The sequence below is a fragment of the Streptomyces sp. NPDC060194 genome (genome assembly GCF_042728285.1).
Taxonomy (GTDB): domain Bacteria; phylum Actinomycetota; class Actinomycetes; order Streptomycetales; family Streptomycetaceae; genus Streptomyces.
The window spans coordinates 45,685-63,871 of sequence record NZ_JBHWZH010000016.1 but is presented as its reverse complement, the minus strand read 5'-3'; the positions used below and the strand labels follow the sequence as shown (position 1 = coordinate 63,871).

Sequence of the window (18,187 nt, the reverse complement as noted above, 5' to 3'; positions counted from 1 at the left end):
TCTTCAGCCCGGCCGGCGACTGAGGCCACCGGGCGCAGCCCGGTATATGCGGCGGAGCCGCGGGGGAGGGGAGCGCAGGTCCCGGTCCCCCCTCGGGCCTCGCGCGCAGGGGGACGCCGCGGGGCCCCCGCCTGCGGTCCGGCGGGGGCCCCGCCCCTACTACCGCACCCGGCGCCCGACCGGATGCACCCCCGCCTACGGGGCGATCCGCGCCACCGCTCCCGACTCCACCGCCACCCACAGCGCGCCGTCCGGGCCCGCGGTGATCCCGTACGGGCCGCACTCGGGTCCGGCAGCGGGTACGAGGTCTGCGTGCCGTCCGTCGCGATCCGGCCGATGCGGGCGTCGCGGGAGCGGGTGAACCACAGCGCGCCGTCGGGGCGGCCGTGATCACCATGGGGCGGCAGTCGCTCGCGTCGAGCGCGAACGTGGTCGGCTCGCCGTCGGCCGGGACACGGGCGATGCGGCCGGCGTGGACGAGGGTGACCCACATCGCGCCGTCCGGTCCGGTGGTGATCCCCGTACGGGCCCGCCTTCTCGTCCCCCACGGGGACGGTCGTCACGGTCGGTCGGTCGGTGGGCTGCACGGTGGCTCCTCCCGGGCGCGGATGATCACCCGATACCCTCCCGCGTCGGGGGGCCGACGCAACGGCTGTACGGCGCGGCCCGTTCGGCGGCGGTGGGCGTGCGGGGGGCTCGCGCGGTGCCTAGCGTCGGCCTATGCGTTGGATGTGTACGCCTCGTCACCGGTTCGGCCTCGCCGCGGGATCGGCCGCGCTCGCGGTGCTGCTGGGGGCGGGGCCCGTGCAGGGCGCGGGGCCCGCGGACCCGGTCGCGCCGGTCGCCCCGCCGGCCGCGGGTGTGGCGGGCGCGGGCGACGTCCGGCCGGCCCCGGGGTCGGCCGGTGCGCCCGTCGTTCCGCCGGTCGCCGTGCCGGCGCGTCGGATCGATGCGGCGACGTCCGGGTCGGCGGGCTGGGACGTCGCCTGCGTGGCCGCGCTGGCCCTCTCGCTGCTCGCCTCGGCGTGGCTCGCCCACCGCCGCCCCCGCCGCGCCCCCTGACCCCGCCCGGCCCCCCCGGGGCCCGCACTCCGCCCGCCACCCCCGCGGCTCCGCCGCATATACCGGGCTGCGCCCGGTGGCCTCAGTCGCCGGCCGGGCTGAAGATTTTTGCGTCTCGCGCCCCCGCGGCTCCGCCGCATATACCGGGCTGCGCCCGGTGGCCTCAGTCGCCGGCCGGGCTGAAGATTTTTGCGCCTCGCGCTCCCGCGGCTCCGCCGCACATACCGGGCTGCGCCCGGTGGCCTCAATCGCCGGCCGGGCTGAAGATTTTTGCGCCTCGCGCCCCCGCGGCCCCGCCGCATATGCGGCCTCGTTCGCCGGCCGGGCTGAAGTTCTTCGCGGCCCGCCGCTCCCGCGCAAGCGTGCTCGTCGCTGCGCCCCCGGGCGAACGGGCCGCCGCAGCGCACCGCCAATGGTCTGGACGAATAACGGAACCCGCGCCCTGTTGACGCGCGTCACACCCGCCCGCCACGCTGCTTCCTGTCCGCTTCGCCCCGCCCCACCGGGAGGCCTCGTGCTGCGTCGTGCAGGGAAACATCTGCTCAAGATTGTCATGGTCATGGTGTTCGCGGCCGGCGGCATCGCCGTCACCGGGGGCACGGCGTACGCGGACGGGTGCTACACCTGGTCGCGGAACCTGTCGGAGGGTGCGTCGGGCGCCGATGTGACGCAACTGCAGATCCGGCTCGGGGGATACCCGGGCAACGGCGCGGTGCTGGCCGTGGACGGCTCGTTCGGGCCGGCGACGACCGCCGCGCTGAAGCGGTTCCAGTCGGCGTACGGGCTGGCGGCGGACGGGGTCGCGGGCCCGGCGACGTTCAGCAAGATCTACGCGCTGCAGGACGACGACTGCACCCCGGTCAACTTCTCCTACGCCGAGCTGAACAACTGCAACTCGACCTGGGCGGGCGGCGCGGTCAGCGCGGCGACGGCCAAGTCGAACGCGCTGCGCACGATGTGGAAGCTCCAGGCGATGCGGCACGCGCTGGGCGACCAGTCCATCCGGGTGACCAGCGGGTTCCGGTCGACCGCGTGCAACAACGCGGTGGGCGGGGCGTCGAACAGCCGCCACCTCTACGGTGACTCCGCCGACCTCGGGGCCGGCCCGCACTCGCTGTGCACGCTGGCCCAGGCGGCCCGCAACCACGGCTTCCCGGGCATCCTCGGCCCGGGCTACCCCGGCCACGACGACCACACGCACGTCGACTACCGGCCGAGCCGCTTCTGGTCCGCGCCCAGCTGCGGGATCTGACCCCGCGGTCCGTCCGTCCGGCGGCCCCTCCCACCACGGGGTGGAGGGGCCGCCGCCCTGCGCGCCGTCACACGCGCCGACCGCCGCGCCACCCGCCGGACCTCCCGCCCCGCTGCCGGCGGCGCAGCACGAACAGGGCGACGAGGGTCGCGCCGAGCAGCGAGAGCGGGAGCGCCAGGGACGACTTCGGCTCCGCGGCGGCGGCCTCGGCGGGCGGCCGGGACGCGGGCGCGGCGGAGGCGGACGGAGAGGGGCCGGCCGCGGCCGGAGCCGGCGGGCCGAGGTTGCCGGCCGCGGGGGCGTCGGCGGGCGCGGCGAAGCCCCAGTCCAGAAGCGCGCGCGTCTCCTCGTACGCCGCGTTCGCGCCGCCGTCGCGGGGGTTCATCACCGACACGATCAGGGTGCGGCCGCCCCGGCGGGCCGCGGTCACGAGCGTGTTGCCGGCGTGCGTGGTGTAACCGTTCTTGACGCCGAGCAGTCCCTCGTACGGCTTCACCCCGTGCGAGCCGACCAGGAGGCGGTTGGTGTTCTGCACGCCGAACGAGTACTTGCCGCGCTTGGCCGGGAACCACGCGGACTTCGTCGACGCGAAGCCGAGGAACGCGGGGTCCGCGAGCCCCGCGCGGGCGAACAGGGTGAGGTCGTGGGCGGACGTGGACTGTCCGGGGGTGTCGTAGCCGTCCGCCGACTTCACGACGGTGTCCCGCGCCCCGAGCCTGCGGGCCGTCGCCTGCATCTCCGCGATCGTCCCCGGCACGCCGCCGTTCATCCGCGCGAGCGCGCGCACCGCGTCGTTGCCCGACGCGAGGAACACCCCGCGCCACAGGTCCGCGACCGTGTACCGCACGCCCTCCTTCATGCCGACCATGCTGCTGCCCGGCTCGATGTCGGTGAGGTCCTCGAACTCCGCCCGGTGCACCGCGTCGTGCCGGAACTTCGGCAGGACGGTCAGCGCGAACAGCGCCTTCAGGGTGCTGGCGGGCGGGAGCGGCCGGTGCGCGTTCTTCGCGCCGAGCACGCGGCCGGACTCCACCTCCGTCACCATCCACGACAGGGAGGTGACCCGCGGAGCCCGCGCCGACCACGGCCGCGCCTCCGCACGGGTGTCCGTCGCGGGCGGTGCGTCGCGGTCGGCGTGGGCGGGGACGATGCCACCGGCCATCACCGCGACGGCCGCGGTCGTCACCATCGCGCCGCGCGCCCGCCTGATCATGTTCGCCATGTCGTCACCGTAGGAACCATCCCCGCCCCGCGCCCCCCGACGTAGGCCAACCGCCGCAGTCCCCCTCGCGCCGGCGAGTGGCTCACCCCACGGCGGTCTCGCGCGGCACCCCCGCCGCGCAGCGGCAGGACCCCCTGGATATGCCGCGCAGCGGCGCAACCCCCCCGCTCCCGCCCCCCGAGCCGCGCAGCGGCGAAGCCACACTCCGCCCGAGCCCCCCGCGCGCGCCCCCCCACCGCAGCGATCACGCGGCGCGCAGCGCGCGCAAAAGGGATGCCGCGTCGCCACGGCGGGCGCGGCGGACGAGAGGACCCGCCGCGGAGGGAAGATCGCGCCCCGGCGGGGCGTAGAGGACGACGCACGTGCCGGGCGCGGACGCCCGCAGGAAGGCGAGCGCCCCCGCGTCGTCGACGACCGCGAGGTCGAGGACGACGACGTCGGGGAGCAGGACCTGCGCGACGGGCAGCGCGGCCCGCGCATCCGCCCCGTGCCAGATGACACGCAGCTCCGGATTGACGTGCACCCGGTCCCGCACCCAGTGGGCGTGCGCGTCGTCGGACACCACGACGAGAGTCATCATGCTCCGACTATCGGCCGCGCGCCCCCCGCCCGCACGGCCCGACACGGGCTACCAGTCGTGCACCGTCCCGTCCCGCAGCCGGTTCACCGGCAGATACGCCGGGCGGTACGGGTGCGCCGCCGCGAGCGCCTCGTCCAGTTCGACGCCGAGGCCGGGCGCGTCGCCGGGGTGGAGGTGGCCGTCGGCGAAGGTGTACGCGTGCGGGAACACCTCGCCGGCGAGCGGGGAGTGGCCGGCGTACTCCTGGATGCCGAAGTTGTGGACGGCGAGGTCCAGGTGGAGCGCGGCGGCGGTGCCGACGGGGGAGATGTCCTCCGGCCCGTGGATCGCGGTCTTGATCTGGTGCTGCGCGGCGAAGTCGGACAGCTTGCGCAGCGGCGTCACCCCGCCGAAGTGGGTGACGGCCGAGCGCACGTAGTCGATCAGCTGCTCGGTGATCAGCGTCTGGTAGTCGTGCACGGTGTTGAACACCTCGCCGACCGCCAGCGGCGTCGTGGTGTGCCGGCGGACCAGCCGCAGCGCCTCCTGGTTCTCCGCCGGCGTGCAGTCCTCCAGCCAGAACGGCCGGTACGGCTCCAGGTCCCTGCCCAGGCGCGCGGCCTGGATCGGCGTCAGGCGGTGGTGCGCGTCGTGCAGCAGCGGCAGTTCCGGGCCGAACTCCGCCCGCACGGCCTCGAAGACGCCGGGCAGGTGGCGCAGGTAGGCGTCGGTGTCCCAGTCCTCCACCAGCGGCCGCGCCTGCTGGTGCGGGACCGCCGAGCCGTCCGCCGTCGTGTCGTGCACCCCGTAGACGGCCTTCAGCCCCGGCACGCCGGTCTGGATCCGCACCGCCCGGTACCCCTGGTCGAGCCGCGCCCGCACCGCGTCGAGCAGCTCGGGCACGTCCCGCCCGTCCGCGTGCCCGTACGCGCGGATCCGCTCGCGGCTCGCACCGCCGAGGAGCTGGTAGAGCGGGAGGCCCGCCGCCTTCGCCTTGACGTCCCACAGCGCGACGTCCACCGCGGCGATCGCCGCCATCGTCACCGGGCCGCGCCGCCAGTACGCGCCGCGGTACAGGTACTGCCAGGTGTCCTCGATCCGGTGCGGGTCGAGCCCGATCAGCAACGGTGCGACGTGCTCGGCGAGATACCCGACCACCGCCTGCTCGCGGCCGTTGAGCGTCGCGTCGCCGAGGCCGGTCAGCCCTTCGTCCGTCGTCACCTTCAGGGTGACGAAGTTGCGGCCCGGGCAGGTGACGATGACACGCGCGTCGACGATCTTCATGCGGGGACGGTAGCAGTGCAGCACCGGGCGGGCCGGGGTGCGTCAGCCGCCGGGCCGCCAGGCGTACCGCACGTCCGGCTCGCGCTCCTCGTTGCCGCGGCCGTCGGTGTGCTCGACCGCGGTGAAGCCGTGCCGCTCGTAGAACCGCCGCGCGGGCCCGTTGACCTGGAACGTCCACAACTCGAGCCCGTCGGGCCGCCGTTGCTTCGCCAGTTCGACCAGGCGCTCGCCCAACCCCCGCCCCCGCCATGCCGGATCGAGGTACAGCTGCTCCAACTCCCGCTCGCCCAGCACGAGAAGACCGACGACTTCGCCGTCTGCGAGGGCCACCCACGTCTCGCGGTGCACGACCACCACCCGCGCGAACCACTCCCGTACGGCGTCGTCCCCGTGCGCCCGCCGCACCGACGGCAGCGCGGCGGCGAAGGACCGCAGCCACACCTCGGCCACTGCCCCGGCGTCCTCCGCCCGTGCCCGGCGGATCCCGATCCCGTCCACGAGGCCCGACCCTCGCAGAACCGGCCCCGGCGCGCACCTGGTTTCGCGGGCCGGGCGCCGCGTCAGCCGCGCCGGGACCACGCCCGCGGCGGCTTGCCGGGCCGGCGCATCCCGGCAGGGCGGGAAGCCGCGCGGAAGGGGCGGTGCGGAACCCGACGTTCCGTCGGACCGCCCTGCGCCGACGAGGCGACGCCGCCCCGCACACGCCCCTGACCGGCGGCTATGCTGCCCGCAACCACACGGGGAGGGGGCGCACGGCATGGGTCTGCGCAGGTTGTTCGGGATGGGCGACGGTGACGGGGACGGCCGGGGGGCCGGCGAGGTCGACACGCGGATCACGTCGCTCGCGTGCATGCCGGGGCAGCCGGTCGAGGCCGAGGTGGTGATCCGGGGCGGCGCCCGGGGTCTCGCCGTCGACGGGCTCGACCTCGAGGTCAAGGTGCGGGCGATCCGCTGGGACGGCTCGTCCAGCGAGGAGTTCGTCTGCGACCTGAGCAGCAGCGGCTGGACCGAGCACGTCGCCGCCGGCGCGGAGCAGCGGCTCGCCTTCCGGGGCCGGCTGCCCTGGGAGACCCCGGTCACCGAGATCGGCGGCCAGGCGGTCGGCGTGGTGGTCTCGGTCGTCACCAAGCTGTCCTGGGACAGCGAGGCGCCGGTCGCGGACTCCGACCTGCTGCACGTCACCGCGCCGCCGCTCTACGACGCGGTGCTCGCCGCGTTCGCCGAGGAGGGCTACCGCGTCGGCGACTCCCAGGTGCGGGACAGCTACATCCCCGACGCCGAGTCCCAGTCCGGCCACTACCAGACCCTCTTCCTCACCGCCCCCACCCGCGGCGCGGACCGCTTCGCCGAGCTGGAGCTCGTCCTCCACCAGAACGCCGTCGGAGCCATGGCGTACGTCCGCCGCGCCGACCGCTCGGCGCTGGAGTGGGAGGAGAAACCGCCCACCCGCACCTTCGCCGCCGCCCACCACGAGGTCGGCCACGCCGACTTCGGCCCCCGCGTCCGCGACACCCTGGAGAAGCTGGCCCTGCTCGACGGCTAGGGGCAGGTCACGGGGCCGTCGGCATATGCTGCTCGGCATTCGCACGGGGGAGGGAGCACGCCATGGGGCTGCGCAGGCTGTTCGGGATGGGTGACGACGGCGGGGAGGGCCGGGGGCCCGCGGAGATCGACACGCAGATCACGTCGTTCGCCTGCCTGCCGGGTGGACCCGTCACCGCGGACGTCGTCATCCGGGCCGGCGGCCGGCCGCTAGCCGTCGACCACCTCAACGTGCGGATCCTCGCCCGGCTGCACGGAACCGACGGCGAGCCCGAGAAGGAGCCGTACCGGCTCGACCGGCTCGACTGCTCCCGGCGCCGGTTCGCCCTGCAGCCGGGTGCCGAGGAGCGGATCGCCTGCAAGGGCCGGCTGCCCTGGGAGACCCCGGTCACCGAACTCGCTGGCCAGGCACTGGGCGTGGACGTCTCGCTGACCACCCAGCTCGACTGGGAGAGCGGGTCGCCCGTCCTCGACCTCGACTTCCTGCACGTCACCGCGCCGCCGCTGTACGAGGCGGTGCTCGGCGCGTTCGCCGACCAGGGCTACCGGGTCGACGGATCGCACCTCGTCAGGGGCAGCGTGCCCGACGTCGAGTACCGCCTCGGCCTCCACCAGGTCTTCCATCTCGGCGACCGCACCCGCGGCGCGGACCGCTTCGCCGAGCTGGAGGTCGTCCTGCACCAGAACGCCGTCGGCGCGATGGTGCACGTCCGCCGCGCGGACCGCTCGACCTTCCGGTGGCAGTCCAAACCCCCGGCCCGCACCTTCGCCGCCGCCCACCACGAGGTCGGCCACGCCGACTTCGGCCCCCGCGTCCGCGACACCCTGGAGAAGCTGGCCCTGCTCGACGGCTAGGGACAGCCCGAGGGGCGGGTGCCGGTCGCGATCAGTGCCGAGGCGCGGAAGACGGCGGGCCCGTCGGCGGCGAGGTCCGCCGTGAACGCCTCGCGGACGCGGGTCACCGCCGCCGGGTCGAGGCCGTGGAGCTGGGCGCGCGGGGCCGCGCCGGTGAGGAACCGCCAGGCGAGGTCGGGCGTCAGGGGGATGTCGAGCGTGAACGGGCGGACGGCCGGCGCGCCCGCGCCCAGGCCGCGGAGCCAGCCGGTGAGCCCGTCGGCGTCGCCGAGGCGCTCGTAGGCGGAGAGGGCGGGGCCGCGGGCCGGCGGGGCCAGTCCCGCGGCGGCCCGCTCGGCCGCGGTGGCGCGGCCGAACGGGTCGGTGAGGGGTTCGAGCGACCCGCGCTCCCACACCGTGAGCGCGAACCGCCCGCCGGGCCGGGCCAGCCGCAGCAGCCGGGCCGCGGCGGTGTCCATGTCGGGCAGGAAGAACACCCCGAAGACGCACAGGACCGCGTCGTACGGGCGGCCGTCCGGCGGCTGCCAGGCGGTCACGTCCGCGTGGTGGAACGCGACCTGGTCCAGGCCCTCGCGCTCCGCCCGCCCGCGGCCGTCCGCGAGCAGCCGCGCCGCGAGGTCGACCGCGTCGACCCGCCCCTCCGCGCCGACCGCGTGCCCTGCCGGGACGGCCGCGGAGCCCGCGCCGCAGCACGCGTCGAGGACGCGCTCGCCCGGCGCAAGCCCCGCCGCGGCCACCGTCGCCGCCCCGACCGGGTCCCACAGCAGCGGCGTCCACGCGGCGAACCCCTCGGCGCCGTCGTCGAAGACCTCCCCGACGTTCCTCGGGGCGGGCGGCACGGGCGGCGTGGGCTGAGCCATCGGAGTCCTCGTCTCGTCGCGGTCGGCGCTCCCCGCAGCACAGCACACCCGGGCCGCCGGCCGCGCGCGTTCCGCCGACAGCGCACGGCACTGGGCCGCACCCGCCGCGTCGCCGCCGAGGAGCTCGGGGCGCGGCGGCGGTGAACCCCGGACGGAACGGGGTACCCGCAGGGACAGTGCCCGCCGCACCAGGACGGCGGGACGAAGTCGAAGGCGGAAGAAGGTAGTTCACCGTGCATGCCACCAGCGATGACGGAACGGGCAACGACGGCCGGATCACCCATCTGCACCTCGACGGCGACCCGGTGCGCCTCTACGAGCCCGCCGTCCTGCCCGACCCGATCGGCGTCGGGAAGGACGGGGGCCGGGAGCAGCCGACCGGGACCGTCGAGTCGGCCACGATCGTCCTGGGCCGCGACTAGACCGCCCGTCCCCGGACCACCCCCCCCCGGCTCGTCCGTGGTGGATGAGCTCCTGCGGGGTACACGCGTGCGGTGGTGCGCCGGACCGGCGCGCTTCTCGACGCGGTGGGAGCGGTGATGGGACTTCGTGAGTCGGCTCGGGCACTGGGGTCGCGGGCCTCCGCGGACGTGGTGGCCGGCCGGTACCGGCTCGACCGCCTGATCGGATCGGGGGGAGCCGCGGACGTCCACGAGGGATTCGACCTGCGGCTGCGACGGCCGGTCGCGGTGAAGGTCTTCCGCCCCGAGGCGGGCGTGGACATCGAGCACGACGCCCGGCGCGAGGCGGTGCTGCTGGCCCGGCTCCGCCACCCCGGTCTCGTGACGGCGTTCGACGCGGGGCAGGACGGAGGCCGCGCCTTCCTCGTCATGGAACTCGTCGACGGGCCCACGCTGCGGCGCCTGATCGTCCGGGGCCCGCTGACCCCCGCGGAGACCGCCGGGCTCGGCCGGGACCTCGCGCGCGCCCTCGCCCACGCGCACGGGGCGGGCATCGTGCACCGGGACGTGAAGCCGTCCAACATCCTCCTGGACGCCTCCCGCCGCCCCTACCTGACCGACTTCGGGATCTCGCGGCTCCTCGACGCGACGTCCCGCACCGCGCCCGGCACGCTGGTCGGCACCGCCGCCTACCTCTCGCCCGAGCAGGTCCTGGGCCGGCCCGTCGGCTGCCCCACCGACGTCTACGCCCTGGGCCTGGTCGTCCTCGAATGCCTCACAGGGAGGCTCGAGTACGACGGCGGACCCCTGGAGGCGGCGATCGCGCGCCTCCACCGCCCGCCCGAGCTGCCGCCCGGCCTCCCCCGTCAACTCGGTTCGCTCATCAGCGACATGACGGCCCTGGACGAGACGGTCCGCCCGGACGCCGAGGAGTGTGCCCGCGCCCTGGCCGCCGTCGCCGACAGCACGGCCGACGTCGCCGCGCCGGCCGCCCTGCCGGTCACCACCGGAACCCCTTCGCGGCCGGACGAGCGCACGCACCCCCGGCCGCCTCAGGACGCCGAACCGCCCGCGCGACCCCCGCGACCCGTGCGGACCGCCCGCGGACGGCTCCTCCTCGCCGGCGCCGCGGCACTCGGCACCGCGGCCCTGGCCACCGGTCTGGTCCTCGCCGACGGGCCCGCCGCGCCCGCCGACGTCACCGGCACGCCCGCCGCGCGGCGCACCGCGGCGGCGCCTCCCGACGGCAGCCCCTCGTCCCCGAACACCGGTGCCGGGAGCAGCGCCCGCCCCCGGACCACCGACCCGGCGCCGCCGGCCACGGGCGATCCCGGCGCCGCCCCCGTCGACGCGGCGCCCGCCAGGTCCGCGGGGGAAAGGGGGACGTCCCCGGACCGACCCGCCGCGCCTCCCGGCCGGTCCCTGTCCCACGGCAAACCCCCGGCCGCCGGCGCGCAGCCGGCCCGTGACCGAGGGGGCAAGGCGGAGAACGGGAAGGGCAGGAGCGCCCAGAAGAAGCCCAAGAAGAAGTGAGGCCCGGTCGGCGACGCGACGGACGGCGGCCGGGACGTCACCCGGCGAAGACCCGCCCACCGGCACTCCTCACGCGCCCGTCGCCCATCCGGACCGCCGCCGTCCGGGTCACCGGTGCGTACCGTTTGCGTCGCGTTCCGGAAAACTGTGCAACCCCGGCCGGTCGACGTGTGTCCAGCAGGTCAGGGACGGCACGACCGAGACGAGGAGGCCCGTCATGGGCGGCACGGGGACCACGGGAACCACACGACGCATATCGAGAAGCACGACCGCCGCGCTGGCGGTGACCGGGCTCGTCACCCCGCTGACGCTCGCGCTGGGCGCCGCGCCCGCGCAGGCCGCGCCCGCGTGCACGGCGGGGACGGGCCCGTACCAGAAGAAGGTCGAGAAGTTCCTCGGCCGCCCGGTCGACGGCCGGCAGTCGACGGCCGACTGCCGCGCGATCAAGGCGTTCCAGACGAAGCACGGCATCACCCCGAACGCCGGGTACGCCGGGTCGGTCACCTGGGGCGTCATGGACCTGATGACCAAGCAGAAGGCGGTCGGCACCAACCCGAACCGCGACGGCCGCTGCCCGGTCAACAAGGGCCGCGTCGCGTGTGTGAACCTCACCCTCCAGTTGAGCTGGATCCAGGACGGCCGCACCCTCGTCTACGGCCCCGTCCCCGTCCGCACCGGCCGCAACGGCGACGAGACCCGCACCGGCGCGAAGAAGATCTACTGGCGCAACATCGACCACTACTCGACCCTCTACAACGTGCCCATGCCGTACGCCCAGTTCTTCGACGGCGGCCAGGCCTTCCACCAGGCCTCCGTCAGCATGTGGAACCCGCCCGGCTCGCGCGGCTGCGTCAACATGACGAAGACGGCGGCGAAGAAGTACTGGAGCCTGCTGCGCAACGGCGACGACGTCCACATCTGGGGCCGCAAACCCGGCACCTGACCCCCGCGGCCCCCTCCACCTGCGCCACGCATCAGCGATCCCCGTCACCGCGCCGCGGTGACGGGGATTCGTCGCGGTAGCACCCTGCCCGCCTAGACAACGTTGTCAATGTTTCCTTTTGTTTGAGTAAAATTTTAGTCACGCTCAACGGATGTGTCTGGCTAATCGCACTCATTCCGCTGGAGAGAGAACTAGAACGTTCTATGGACGGCGGCAGGGAGCCTGGCTATGTTGTGCCGTGCCCGCAGGCCACTCCGACCGAGGTGTGGCCGTCATCGCGCGGCAGCCCCCTCAACTCCCCCACGATGGAAGGGCGTTGCAGCCATGCTCAAACCGTCACGGAACAGACTCGTCGCCGCCGTCGCCGCCGCGCTCGCCGGCGTCGTCCTCTCGGTCGTCTCGCCGCCGCCGCAGGCGCAGGCGTTCCCGAGTCGGAACAAGCAGGACGTCATCGACTACCTGCGTTCGGTCACCGGTTCGAACATCGTCTCCGGACAGCACAACAAGGAGCCGGCGAGTGCTCCGGGCCAGTACAGCCAACAGGTGCGGGACATCACCGGCCAGTGGCCCGGACTGTGGGGCGGGGACCTGATGTTCCGCGCCGAGGACGCGGCGAACCGGCAGCGTGTCGTGGACCAGGCGAGGACGGAGTGGTCCAACGGCTCCCTGGTCGCGCTCACCTGGCACATGTGCAGCCCGACCGTCGGCGCCACCTGCGAGTTCGAGGGCGGCGTCAAGACCCGGATCAGCGACGACCAGTTCCGGCAGATCGTGACGGACGGGACGGCCCTCAACACGACCTGGAAGCAGCGCATGGACCAGGTCGTGCCCTACCTCCTGCAGCTCAAGGCGGCCGGCGTACCCGTACTGTTCCGTCCGCTGCACGAGATGAACGAGACCTGGAACTGGTGGGGCGCGCGGCCCGGTACCGACGGCGGGGCGCGGCTCTTCCGGCAGACCCGCGACTACCTCACGAGCAAGGGGCTCGACAACCTGGTCTGGGTCTGGAACGTGCAGGACAACCCGACGGCCGACTGGGCGCGTTACTACCCCGGCGACGCCTACGTCGACGTCGCGTCCCTCGACGTCTGGTACAAGAACCACCCCAGCCAGGGTGACTACCAGCAGCTGCAGAACATCGCCGGGTCCAAGCCGATCGCCCTCGCCGAGATGGGCAAGGTGCCCGACGCCACGCTCCTGAACACCCAGACGCGCTGGGCGTACTTCATGGTCTGGTCCGAGCAACTGCGCGGCAGCAACACCAACGCCGAGATACAGGCGGCCTACTTCCACCCGCGCACGCTGAACCAGGGCGAGTTCACCGTCCCCGGAGGCGGCACCCCGCCCCCGGCCGCCCGCAGCGGAGCGATCCGCGGCGTCGGCGGCAAGTGCGTCGACGTGGCCGGCGCGGGCACGGCGAACGGGACGGCCGTCCAGCTCTGGGACTGCAACGGTTCCGGGGCGCAGACCTGGGCACTCGGCGCGGGCGGCACCCTGCGCGCGCTCGGCAAGTGCCTCGACGTGACCGGCCAGGGCACGGCCAACGGCACCCGTGTGCAGCTCTGGGACTGCAACGGATCGGGCGCCCAGCAGTGGCAGTACGGTGCGGACGGCAAGTTCCGCAACCCGCAGTCCGGCCGCTACCTCGACGTGCCCGGCGGTGCGACGGCCAACGGCACCCGGCTGCAGATCTGGGACTCCAACGCCAACGCCTGGCAGCGCTGGACCTTCCCCGGCTGACGGCGCACCGTGCAGTGCTCCGAGGACCGCAGGCCCGCCCCGTCCGACGGGGCGGGCCTGCCCCGACCGGCGAAGGGGTTCGACGGCCTGCCCGACGCCGTTCGCTCGCACCACCCGGCCGGGACGGCGAACGCAAGCGCGGTGCACCTGAGGGACCGCCACACCGAGCCCCGGCAGACCCGGCGCCCGCCGGACGGCACGGTGCCGCCCGGCACCCGCACGCCGAGCCTGGCCGCCGGGCAGTACACCACCCCCGTGGTCTTCGGCGGCAGCACCTACCAGGTGCTGGTGCGGATACCGGACCGCGCCCCCGGGGCCCGGCTGCCCATGGTCCTCGACCTGCACGGCAGCCGGTCCACCGGCCCGGACCAGCTGGCCTACAGCAACATGGCGCCCACGGCGGACGCGAACGGCTTCGTCGTCGTGGCGCCCACCGGGGTGGTGCCCAGCGGCAGCGGGTTCAGCTGGAACGTTCCACACGTCACCCCCAGCGGCACGCGGGACGACGTCGGCTTCATCCGCCAGGTCATCGACACCCTCACCGTCGGCGCCTGCCTGGACCCGGCGCGGATCTACGCCACGGGCTACTCCGGCGGGGGACGGATGGCGTCCGCGCTCGGCTGCATGCTGTCCGACCGGATCGCCGCCATCGCTCCGGTGGCCGGCCTCCGTGCCGGTCGCCCCGATCCCTCCGGCGCGAGTGCGCCCGACCCCGCCTCCTGTGCTCCGTCCCGCCCCGTGCCCGTGATCGCCTTCCACGGACAGCGGGACGGGACCAACCCGTACGGCGGCGGAGGCGACGTCATCGCCTGGCGCTACTCGGTGCCCGTGGCCCTGCAGCGCTGGGCGGCCCTGAACGACTGCACCACCGGGCCCACGACCACGCGGATCTCCGCCCACGTGCGCAAGACGGTGTTCACCGGGTGCCGGGCGGGCGCCGAGGCCCAGCTGTACACGGTCTCGGACGGGGGGCACACCTGGCCGGGCACTCCCCACGACAACGGCAACGGGCTCGTCACGCGTGAGATCGACGCCAACCGGCTGATGTGGGAGTTCTTCCGGCGGCACACGCTGCCGTGAACAGGACCGCTCGGGCAGCCTCATCGGGAGGACGGCGGGGCCGTGGACGCTCGCGGGACGAGCCTGGGGACCGGCACCGCGTGGGACTCGGGCCGTCGTCCCCCCAGGACCTGGAACAGCGTCTCGGCCACGTCCGCACCGAAGGAGAAGACGTCGTGCTGCATCGCCGACAGCGTCGGCCGGGTGAGCCGGCACAACTGCGAGTCGTCCCAGGCGAGGAGCGACAGGTCCTGCGGAACCGACAACCCGAACTCCGCAGCGACTCCCAGCGCGGTCACCGCCATGAGGTCGTTGTCGAAGACGATGGCCGTGGGGCGCTCGGCGGACAGCAGCAGGGATCGGCAGGCCCGGCTGCCCTGGTCGGCCGAGAAGTCGGTCGGCACGCTCTCCGCCCGCAGTCCGAGTTCGCGTGCGGTGTCGGTGAACGCCTGGGTGCGGATCGCACTGTGCCCCAGTTCGGCCGGTCCGCCGATCCGGGCGATACGCCGGTGGCCGAGCGCGGAAAGATAGCGCACGGCCTCCACGACGGCGGCCGCGTCGTCGGTCCACACCGAGGTGAAGGGCCCCGCCAGCGAGGGGTGTCCGACGGCGACGGCGGGAAGTCCCAGGGCGGGCAGGGCGGAGATGCGGGGATCGTCCACGCGCAGATCGACGAGAATGCTGCCGCTGACGCGGTTCCCCTGCCACCAGTCGCGGTGGACGTCGATCTCCTCGTCCGGCTCTACCAGGCGCAGCAGCAGAGCGCACGAGTGCTGCTTCAGCACGCTCTCGATGCCGGAGATGAACTCCATGTAGAAGGGCTCGAGTCCCAGCATGCGAGCGGGTCGGGCTATGGCGAGCCCAACGGTGTGCGGAGTGCGCCACTTGAGTGACTGGGCCGCCTTGTTCGGGCTCCAGTCGAGTTCCCGGGCGGCCCGGAGAATACGGTCCCGTGTCTCGGAGGAGACGCCTGGCTTGCCGTGAATGGCGATCGTCACCGCCGACGGGGAGACCCCCGCCAGCCGGGCGACGTCCTTGATGGTGCTCTTCCGGCCGTCGGCGAGGGCGCGGGCCGCTTCCCCCACCTCGGCATCCGCCTTCGTGCGCTTCGTCATCGTCCTCCACCGGTCCGGGCCGACGGTGTTCCGGTGGCCTGACTCTTCTGCCCACGCGCTGCCCGACCGAGGGCCGGAAGCCGGTCGCTGCCGGCCCGGGCACTCACCCTACTCCCGCCGCTGTTGTCATGTCCTTACCGCTCGTAAGGGGTCAGGGGCGTGGATCGCCCTCTCGGTCAGGTGGTCCGGACGGCCGTGCTGCCTCTCGGGGTGAGGCGGGCGGTCTGGTCCTCGAAGGGTTGCGCGTGCTGCCCGGAGATGCGGGCGAGGAGGGTCTCCGCGGCGTGGGCGCCGTAGGCGGCGATGTCGCGGCTGAGCGCGGTGAGGGCGGGGCGCGTGACCTGGGCGATGGGGGAGTCGTCCCACGCGACGATCGACAGGTCCCGCGGGACGTCCAGGCCCATCTCCTGAGCCGCGGAGAGACCCGCCACCGCCATGATGTCGTTGTCGTAGATGACGGCGGTCGGTCGGTTCGCGTCGCTGAGCAGGTGCCGCGTCGCGCGGGCCCCCTCCTCGCCGGTGTAGTCGGTGTGCGCGATGCTGTGGTGCGGAAGTCCTCTGCAGGCGCGGGTGAAGGCGTCGTCGCGGAGGGTGGTGTGCACGAGGTCGGGCAGCCCGGCGATCCGCGCCAGGTTCCGATGCCCGAGCGCGGTGAGATAGGCGACGGTTTCGCGGATCGCCGCCTCGTCGTCCGACCAGACCGCCGGCAGTGAGCCGGCGGCGACCGGGTTGCCGATGACGACCGCGGGCATCTCCAGGGCCTCGACGGCCGCGACCCTGGGGTCGGCCCGGTGCAGGTCGACCAGGAACGCCCCGTCGATGCGGCTCTCTCCCCACCAGCGCCGGTAGATCTCGATCTCCCGCTGGTGGTCGCCGACGACCTGCAGGGTCAACGCGCACGAGTGCTCGGAAAGGGTGCTCTCGATCCCGCTGATCAGCTCCATGAAGAAGGGCTCGACACCCAGGACGCGAGCGGGCCTGCTCAGCACCAGACCGACGGCTCCCGCACGAGCGCCGCGCAGCGCTCGCGCGGCGCTGTTGGGGCGCCAGCCGATCTCCTCGGCGATGGCGAGGATCCTGCTCCGAGTCGACTCGGAGACCCCCGGGCGTCCGTTGAGGGCGTACGAGACGGCCACCTTGGACACTCCGGCCCGACGGGCGATATCGGCAACTGTGGGGCGTTTCACGGCACTCCAAACTTAACGGTTAAGTGCACGGCTCACCCTACCGTGCCGAAGGGTCGGGCCTGATCGTTGCAGTGCATTCCATTGACACGGTTGTTTCCCCCTCCTAACATCCAGGCCTTATCACTTACTCGGTTAAGTGACGTCAGCGGCCGGACCCGTGAGAGCTCCGGCGGAGACCTCTCAGAGAGGACGTGGTCCGGCATGCGAAAGCCGTGGACAGCGTCGATCATCGCGGTGGCCGCGCTCGCGGCGGCCGGTTGTCAGTCCGGTTCGAACGGCGGCTCCGACTCCGAGGCGGCCATCGCTCCGACGGATCCAACCAGGGTCTCGGGCAGCATCACGGTGCTGACCAACCGCACGGACCTGGTCGAGAACGGGACCTACGACGGCTACGCCAAGCGCTTCAACGAGAAGTACCCGGAGGTGAAGGTCGCGTTCGAGGGGTCCACCGACTACGAGGGCGAGACGAAGGTCCGGCTGACCGGCGAGGACTACGGCGACGTGCTGCTCATCCCGAACTCGGTGGAGGCCGGGAAGTACCCGGACTTCTTCGCGCCGTTGGGATCGCCCGAGGACCTGTCGAAGAAGTACGACTTCACCGACCGCGGCACGGTCGGTGACCAGGTGTACGGCCTGGCCGGCATCGCCACGGCGCAGGGCTTCGTCTACAACAAGGCCGTCTGGGAGAAGGCCGGCGTCACCGAGTGGCCGCGCACCCCGAAGGAGTTCCTCGTCGCCCTCAAGGCGATCAAGGACAAGACGGACGCGACGCCGTACTACACGAACTACAAGGACATGTGGCCGCTGACGAACTGGGGGAACGCCGTCGGCGCCACGACATGCGACGCGGACGCCTCCGACAGGATGGTGGAGACGGACGAGTTGTGGAAGTCGGGTGAGGAGCTCGCCACGATCGACTCCCTGCTGTTCGACATCGTCGACCAAGGCCTGTCCGAGGAGGACCCCACCACGACCAACTGGGAGAAGTCCAAGGACCTGATCGGCACGGGCAAGGTCGCCACGATGCAGCTCGGGTCCTGGGCCGTCATCCAGATGAGGCAGGCCGCGGAGAAGGCCGGCGCCGACCCGAAGGACATCGGCTTCATGCCGTTCCCGAGCCGGGACGGCGAGACGCTGTGCACACCCGTGCGCCCGGACTACCAGTTCGCGGTGAACAAGAACTCCGAGCACAAGGCGGCGGCCCGGGCCTGGATCGACTGGTTCCTGAACGAGTCCGGCGACGCCCGGAGCGCGTTGTCCATCTCGACCGTCAAGGGCTCCCCGCTCCCCGAGACCCTCCAGGAGTTCGAGACCCAGGACGTCGAGTTCATCAACATGGCCAGCAAGAAGACGTCCCAGCTGAACCAGATCGATAAGGCGTCCGAGATCGGGCTGAGCGCACCGGACTACCGCCAGCGCCTCATCGACGCCGCCCGCGGCGCCGCCGACGGCAGCCGGGACTCGATCTTCGCCGAACTCAACAAGAAGTGGTCGGAAGCGAAGTCCACCGTCGGCTGACGTCCATTCCCTCAGGGCCCGAGGGCGGGATCCCCCCCCGGGCCCTGAGCCGCAC

17 protein-coding genes are annotated in these 18,187 nt (G+C 73.6%); 10 read left to right on the top strand and 7 right to left on the bottom strand.

The window, feature by feature from the left end; genetic code table 11:
* The first annotated feature begins 729 nt into the window (after window positions 1-729).
* Both ACFWEG_RS05805 and ACFWEG_RS05800 read left to right on the top strand, forming a co-directional pair.
* Window positions 730-1,062 carry a hypothetical protein gene (locus tag ACFWEG_RS05805; RefSeq protein ID WP_387209609.1) on the top strand — a complete coding sequence of 111 codons (333 nt, stop codon included), beginning with the start codon at window positions 730-732 and terminating at the stop codon, window positions 1,060-1,062.
* A 514-nt stretch (window positions 1,063-1,576) separates the two neighbouring features.
* On the top strand, window positions 1,577-2,314 hold the full coding sequence (locus ACFWEG_RS05800) for a D-Ala-D-Ala carboxypeptidase family metallohydrolase (protein WP_387209607.1): 738 nt from the start codon (window positions 1,577-1,579) through the stop codon (window positions 2,312-2,314).
* Window positions 2,315-2,381: 67 nt separating this feature from the next.
* On the opposite strand, the gene ACFWEG_RS05795 is transcribed toward ACFWEG_RS05800, so the two are convergent.
* The 4 genes from ACFWEG_RS05795 to ACFWEG_RS05780 form a co-directional block, all read right to left on the bottom strand.
* Window positions 2,382-3,536: a D-alanyl-D-alanine carboxypeptidase family protein gene (locus tag ACFWEG_RS05795; protein WP_387209605.1), complete on the bottom strand. Its 1,155-nt coding sequence runs from the start codon at window positions 3,534-3,536 to the stop codon at window positions 2,382-2,384.
* Window positions 3,537-3,780: 244 nt separating this feature from the next.
* On the bottom strand, window positions 3,781-4,116 hold the full coding sequence (locus ACFWEG_RS05790; protein ID WP_387209603.1) for a hypothetical protein: 336 nt from the start codon (window positions 4,114-4,116) through the stop codon (window positions 3,781-3,783).
* A gap of 48 nt (window positions 4,117-4,164) precedes the next feature.
* On the bottom strand, window positions 4,165-5,379 hold the full coding sequence (manD, locus tag ACFWEG_RS05785) for a D-mannonate dehydratase ManD (protein WP_387209601.1): 1,215 nt from the start codon (window positions 5,377-5,379) through the stop codon (window positions 4,165-4,167).
* Between the two features lie 42 nt (window positions 5,380-5,421).
* Window positions 5,422-5,877 carry a GNAT family N-acetyltransferase gene (locus ACFWEG_RS05780; protein WP_387209599.1) on the bottom strand — a complete coding sequence of 152 codons (456 nt, stop codon included), beginning with the start codon at window positions 5,875-5,877 and terminating at the stop codon, window positions 5,422-5,424.
* Window positions 5,878-6,136: 259 nt separating this feature from the next.
* Between ACFWEG_RS05780 and ACFWEG_RS05775 the strand changes: the two genes are divergently transcribed.
* The gene (locus tag ACFWEG_RS05775; protein WP_387209597.1) at window positions 6,137-6,922 is read left to right on the top strand and encodes a sporulation protein; all 786 of its coding nucleotides are present in this window, start codon (window positions 6,137-6,139) and stop codon (window positions 6,920-6,922) included.
* Between the two features lie 62 nt (window positions 6,923-6,984).
* Complete coding sequence (locus tag ACFWEG_RS05770; RefSeq protein ID WP_387209595.1) at window positions 6,985-7,776, top strand: sporulation protein; 792 nt, start codon at window positions 6,985-6,987, stop codon at window positions 7,774-7,776.
* Here the strand turns inward: ACFWEG_RS05770 and ACFWEG_RS05765 are convergent.
* Complete coding sequence (locus ACFWEG_RS05765) at window positions 7,773-8,636, bottom strand: class I SAM-dependent methyltransferase (RefSeq protein ID WP_387209593.1); 864 nt, start codon at window positions 8,634-8,636, stop codon at window positions 7,773-7,775. The two genes, ACFWEG_RS05770 and ACFWEG_RS05765, sit on opposite strands and share 4 nt — an antisense overlap.
* A 233-nt stretch (window positions 8,637-8,869) precedes the next feature.
* On the opposite strand from ACFWEG_RS05765, the gene ACFWEG_RS05760 reads away from it, so the two are divergent.
* The 5 genes from ACFWEG_RS05760 to ACFWEG_RS05740 all read left to right on the top strand — a co-directional run bounded on the left by ACFWEG_RS05760 (window position 8,870) and on the right by ACFWEG_RS05740 (window position 14,333).
* Window positions 8,870-9,058, top strand: a complete 189-nt coding sequence (locus ACFWEG_RS05760) for a hypothetical protein (RefSeq protein WP_387209591.1) — start codon at window positions 8,870-8,872, stop codon at window positions 9,056-9,058.
* A 117-nt stretch (window positions 9,059-9,175) separates the two neighbouring features.
* On the top strand, window positions 9,176-10,570 hold the full coding sequence (locus tag ACFWEG_RS05755; protein WP_387209589.1) for a protein kinase: 1,395 nt from the start codon (window positions 9,176-9,178) through the stop codon (window positions 10,568-10,570).
* Between the two features lie 217 nt (window positions 10,571-10,787).
* Window positions 10,788-11,513, top strand: coding sequence for a L,D-transpeptidase family protein (locus ACFWEG_RS05750; protein WP_387209587.1), 726 nt, complete (start codon window positions 10,788-10,790; stop codon window positions 11,511-11,513).
* Between the two features lie 324 nt (window positions 11,514-11,837).
* Window positions 11,838-13,253 (top strand): glycosyl hydrolase, encoded by a 1,416-nt coding sequence (locus ACFWEG_RS05745; RefSeq protein WP_387209585.1) that lies wholly within the window; start codon window positions 11,838-11,840, stop codon window positions 13,251-13,253.
* Window positions 13,254-13,262: 9 nt separating this feature from the next.
* Window positions 13,263-14,333, top strand: a complete 1,071-nt coding sequence (locus tag ACFWEG_RS05740) for an alpha/beta hydrolase family esterase (RefSeq protein ID WP_387209583.1) — start codon at window positions 13,263-13,265, stop codon at window positions 14,331-14,333.
* Window positions 14,334-14,353: 20 nt separating this feature from the next.
* Here ACFWEG_RS05740 and ACFWEG_RS05735 read toward each other — a convergent pair whose 3' ends face one another.
* Together ACFWEG_RS05735 and ACFWEG_RS05730 are read right to left on the bottom strand one after the other, a co-directional pair.
* Entirely contained in the window at window positions 14,354-15,427 is a 1,074-nt protein-coding gene (locus ACFWEG_RS05735) for a LacI family DNA-binding transcriptional regulator (RefSeq protein ID WP_387209581.1), read from the bottom strand.
* A 176-nt stretch (window positions 15,428-15,603) separates the two neighbouring features.
* Window positions 15,604-16,614 (bottom strand): LacI family DNA-binding transcriptional regulator, encoded by a 1,011-nt coding sequence (locus ACFWEG_RS05730; protein ID WP_387209579.1) that lies wholly within the window; start codon window positions 16,612-16,614, stop codon window positions 15,604-15,606.
* Between the two features lie 201 nt (window positions 16,615-16,815).
* Here ACFWEG_RS05730 and ACFWEG_RS05725 point away from each other — a divergent pair, with 201 nt between their 5' ends.
* Complete coding sequence (locus ACFWEG_RS05725) at window positions 16,816-18,132, top strand: extracellular solute-binding protein (RefSeq protein WP_387209577.1); 1,317 nt, start codon at window positions 16,816-16,818, stop codon at window positions 18,130-18,132.
* Window positions 18,133-18,187: the final 55 nt, after the last annotated feature.

Coding starts and splice junctions, on each gene's coding strand:
- ACFWEG_RS05755 (WP_387209589.1), top strand. CDS start 9,176: ATGGGACTTCGTGAGTCGGCTCGGGCACTGGGGTCGCGGGCCTCCGCG.
- ACFWEG_RS05805 (WP_387209609.1), top strand. CDS start 730: ATGTGTACGCCTCGTCACCGGTTCGGCCTCGCCGCGGGATCGGCCGCG.
- ACFWEG_RS05790 (WP_387209603.1), bottom strand. CDS start 4,116: ATGATGACTCTCGTCGTGGTGTCCGACGACGCGCACGCCCACTGGGTG.
- ACFWEG_RS05775 (WP_387209597.1), top strand. CDS start 6,137: ATGGGTCTGCGCAGGTTGTTCGGGATGGGCGACGGTGACGGGGACGGC.
- ACFWEG_RS05765 (WP_387209593.1), bottom strand. CDS start 8,636: ATGGCTCAGCCCACGCCGCCCGTGCCGCCCGCCCCGAGGAACGTCGGG.
- ACFWEG_RS05735 (WP_387209581.1), bottom strand. CDS start 15,427: ATGACGAAGCGCACGAAGGCGGATGCCGAGGTGGGGGAAGCGGCCCGC.
- ACFWEG_RS05745 (WP_387209585.1), top strand. CDS start 11,838: ATGCTCAAACCGTCACGGAACAGACTCGTCGCCGCCGTCGCCGCCGCG.
- manD (WP_387209601.1), bottom strand. CDS start 5,379: ATGAAGATCGTCGACGCGCGTGTCATCGTCACCTGCCCGGGCCGCAAC.
- ACFWEG_RS05770 (WP_387209595.1), top strand. CDS start 6,985: ATGGGGCTGCGCAGGCTGTTCGGGATGGGTGACGACGGCGGGGAGGGC.
- ACFWEG_RS05750 (WP_387209587.1), top strand. CDS start 10,788: ATGGGCGGCACGGGGACCACGGGAACCACACGACGCATATCGAGAAGC.
- ACFWEG_RS05725 (WP_387209577.1), top strand. CDS start 16,816: ATGCGAAAGCCGTGGACAGCGTCGATCATCGCGGTGGCCGCGCTCGCG.
- ACFWEG_RS05795 (WP_387209605.1), bottom strand. CDS start 3,536: ATGGCGAACATGATCAGGCGGGCGCGCGGCGCGATGGTGACGACCGCG.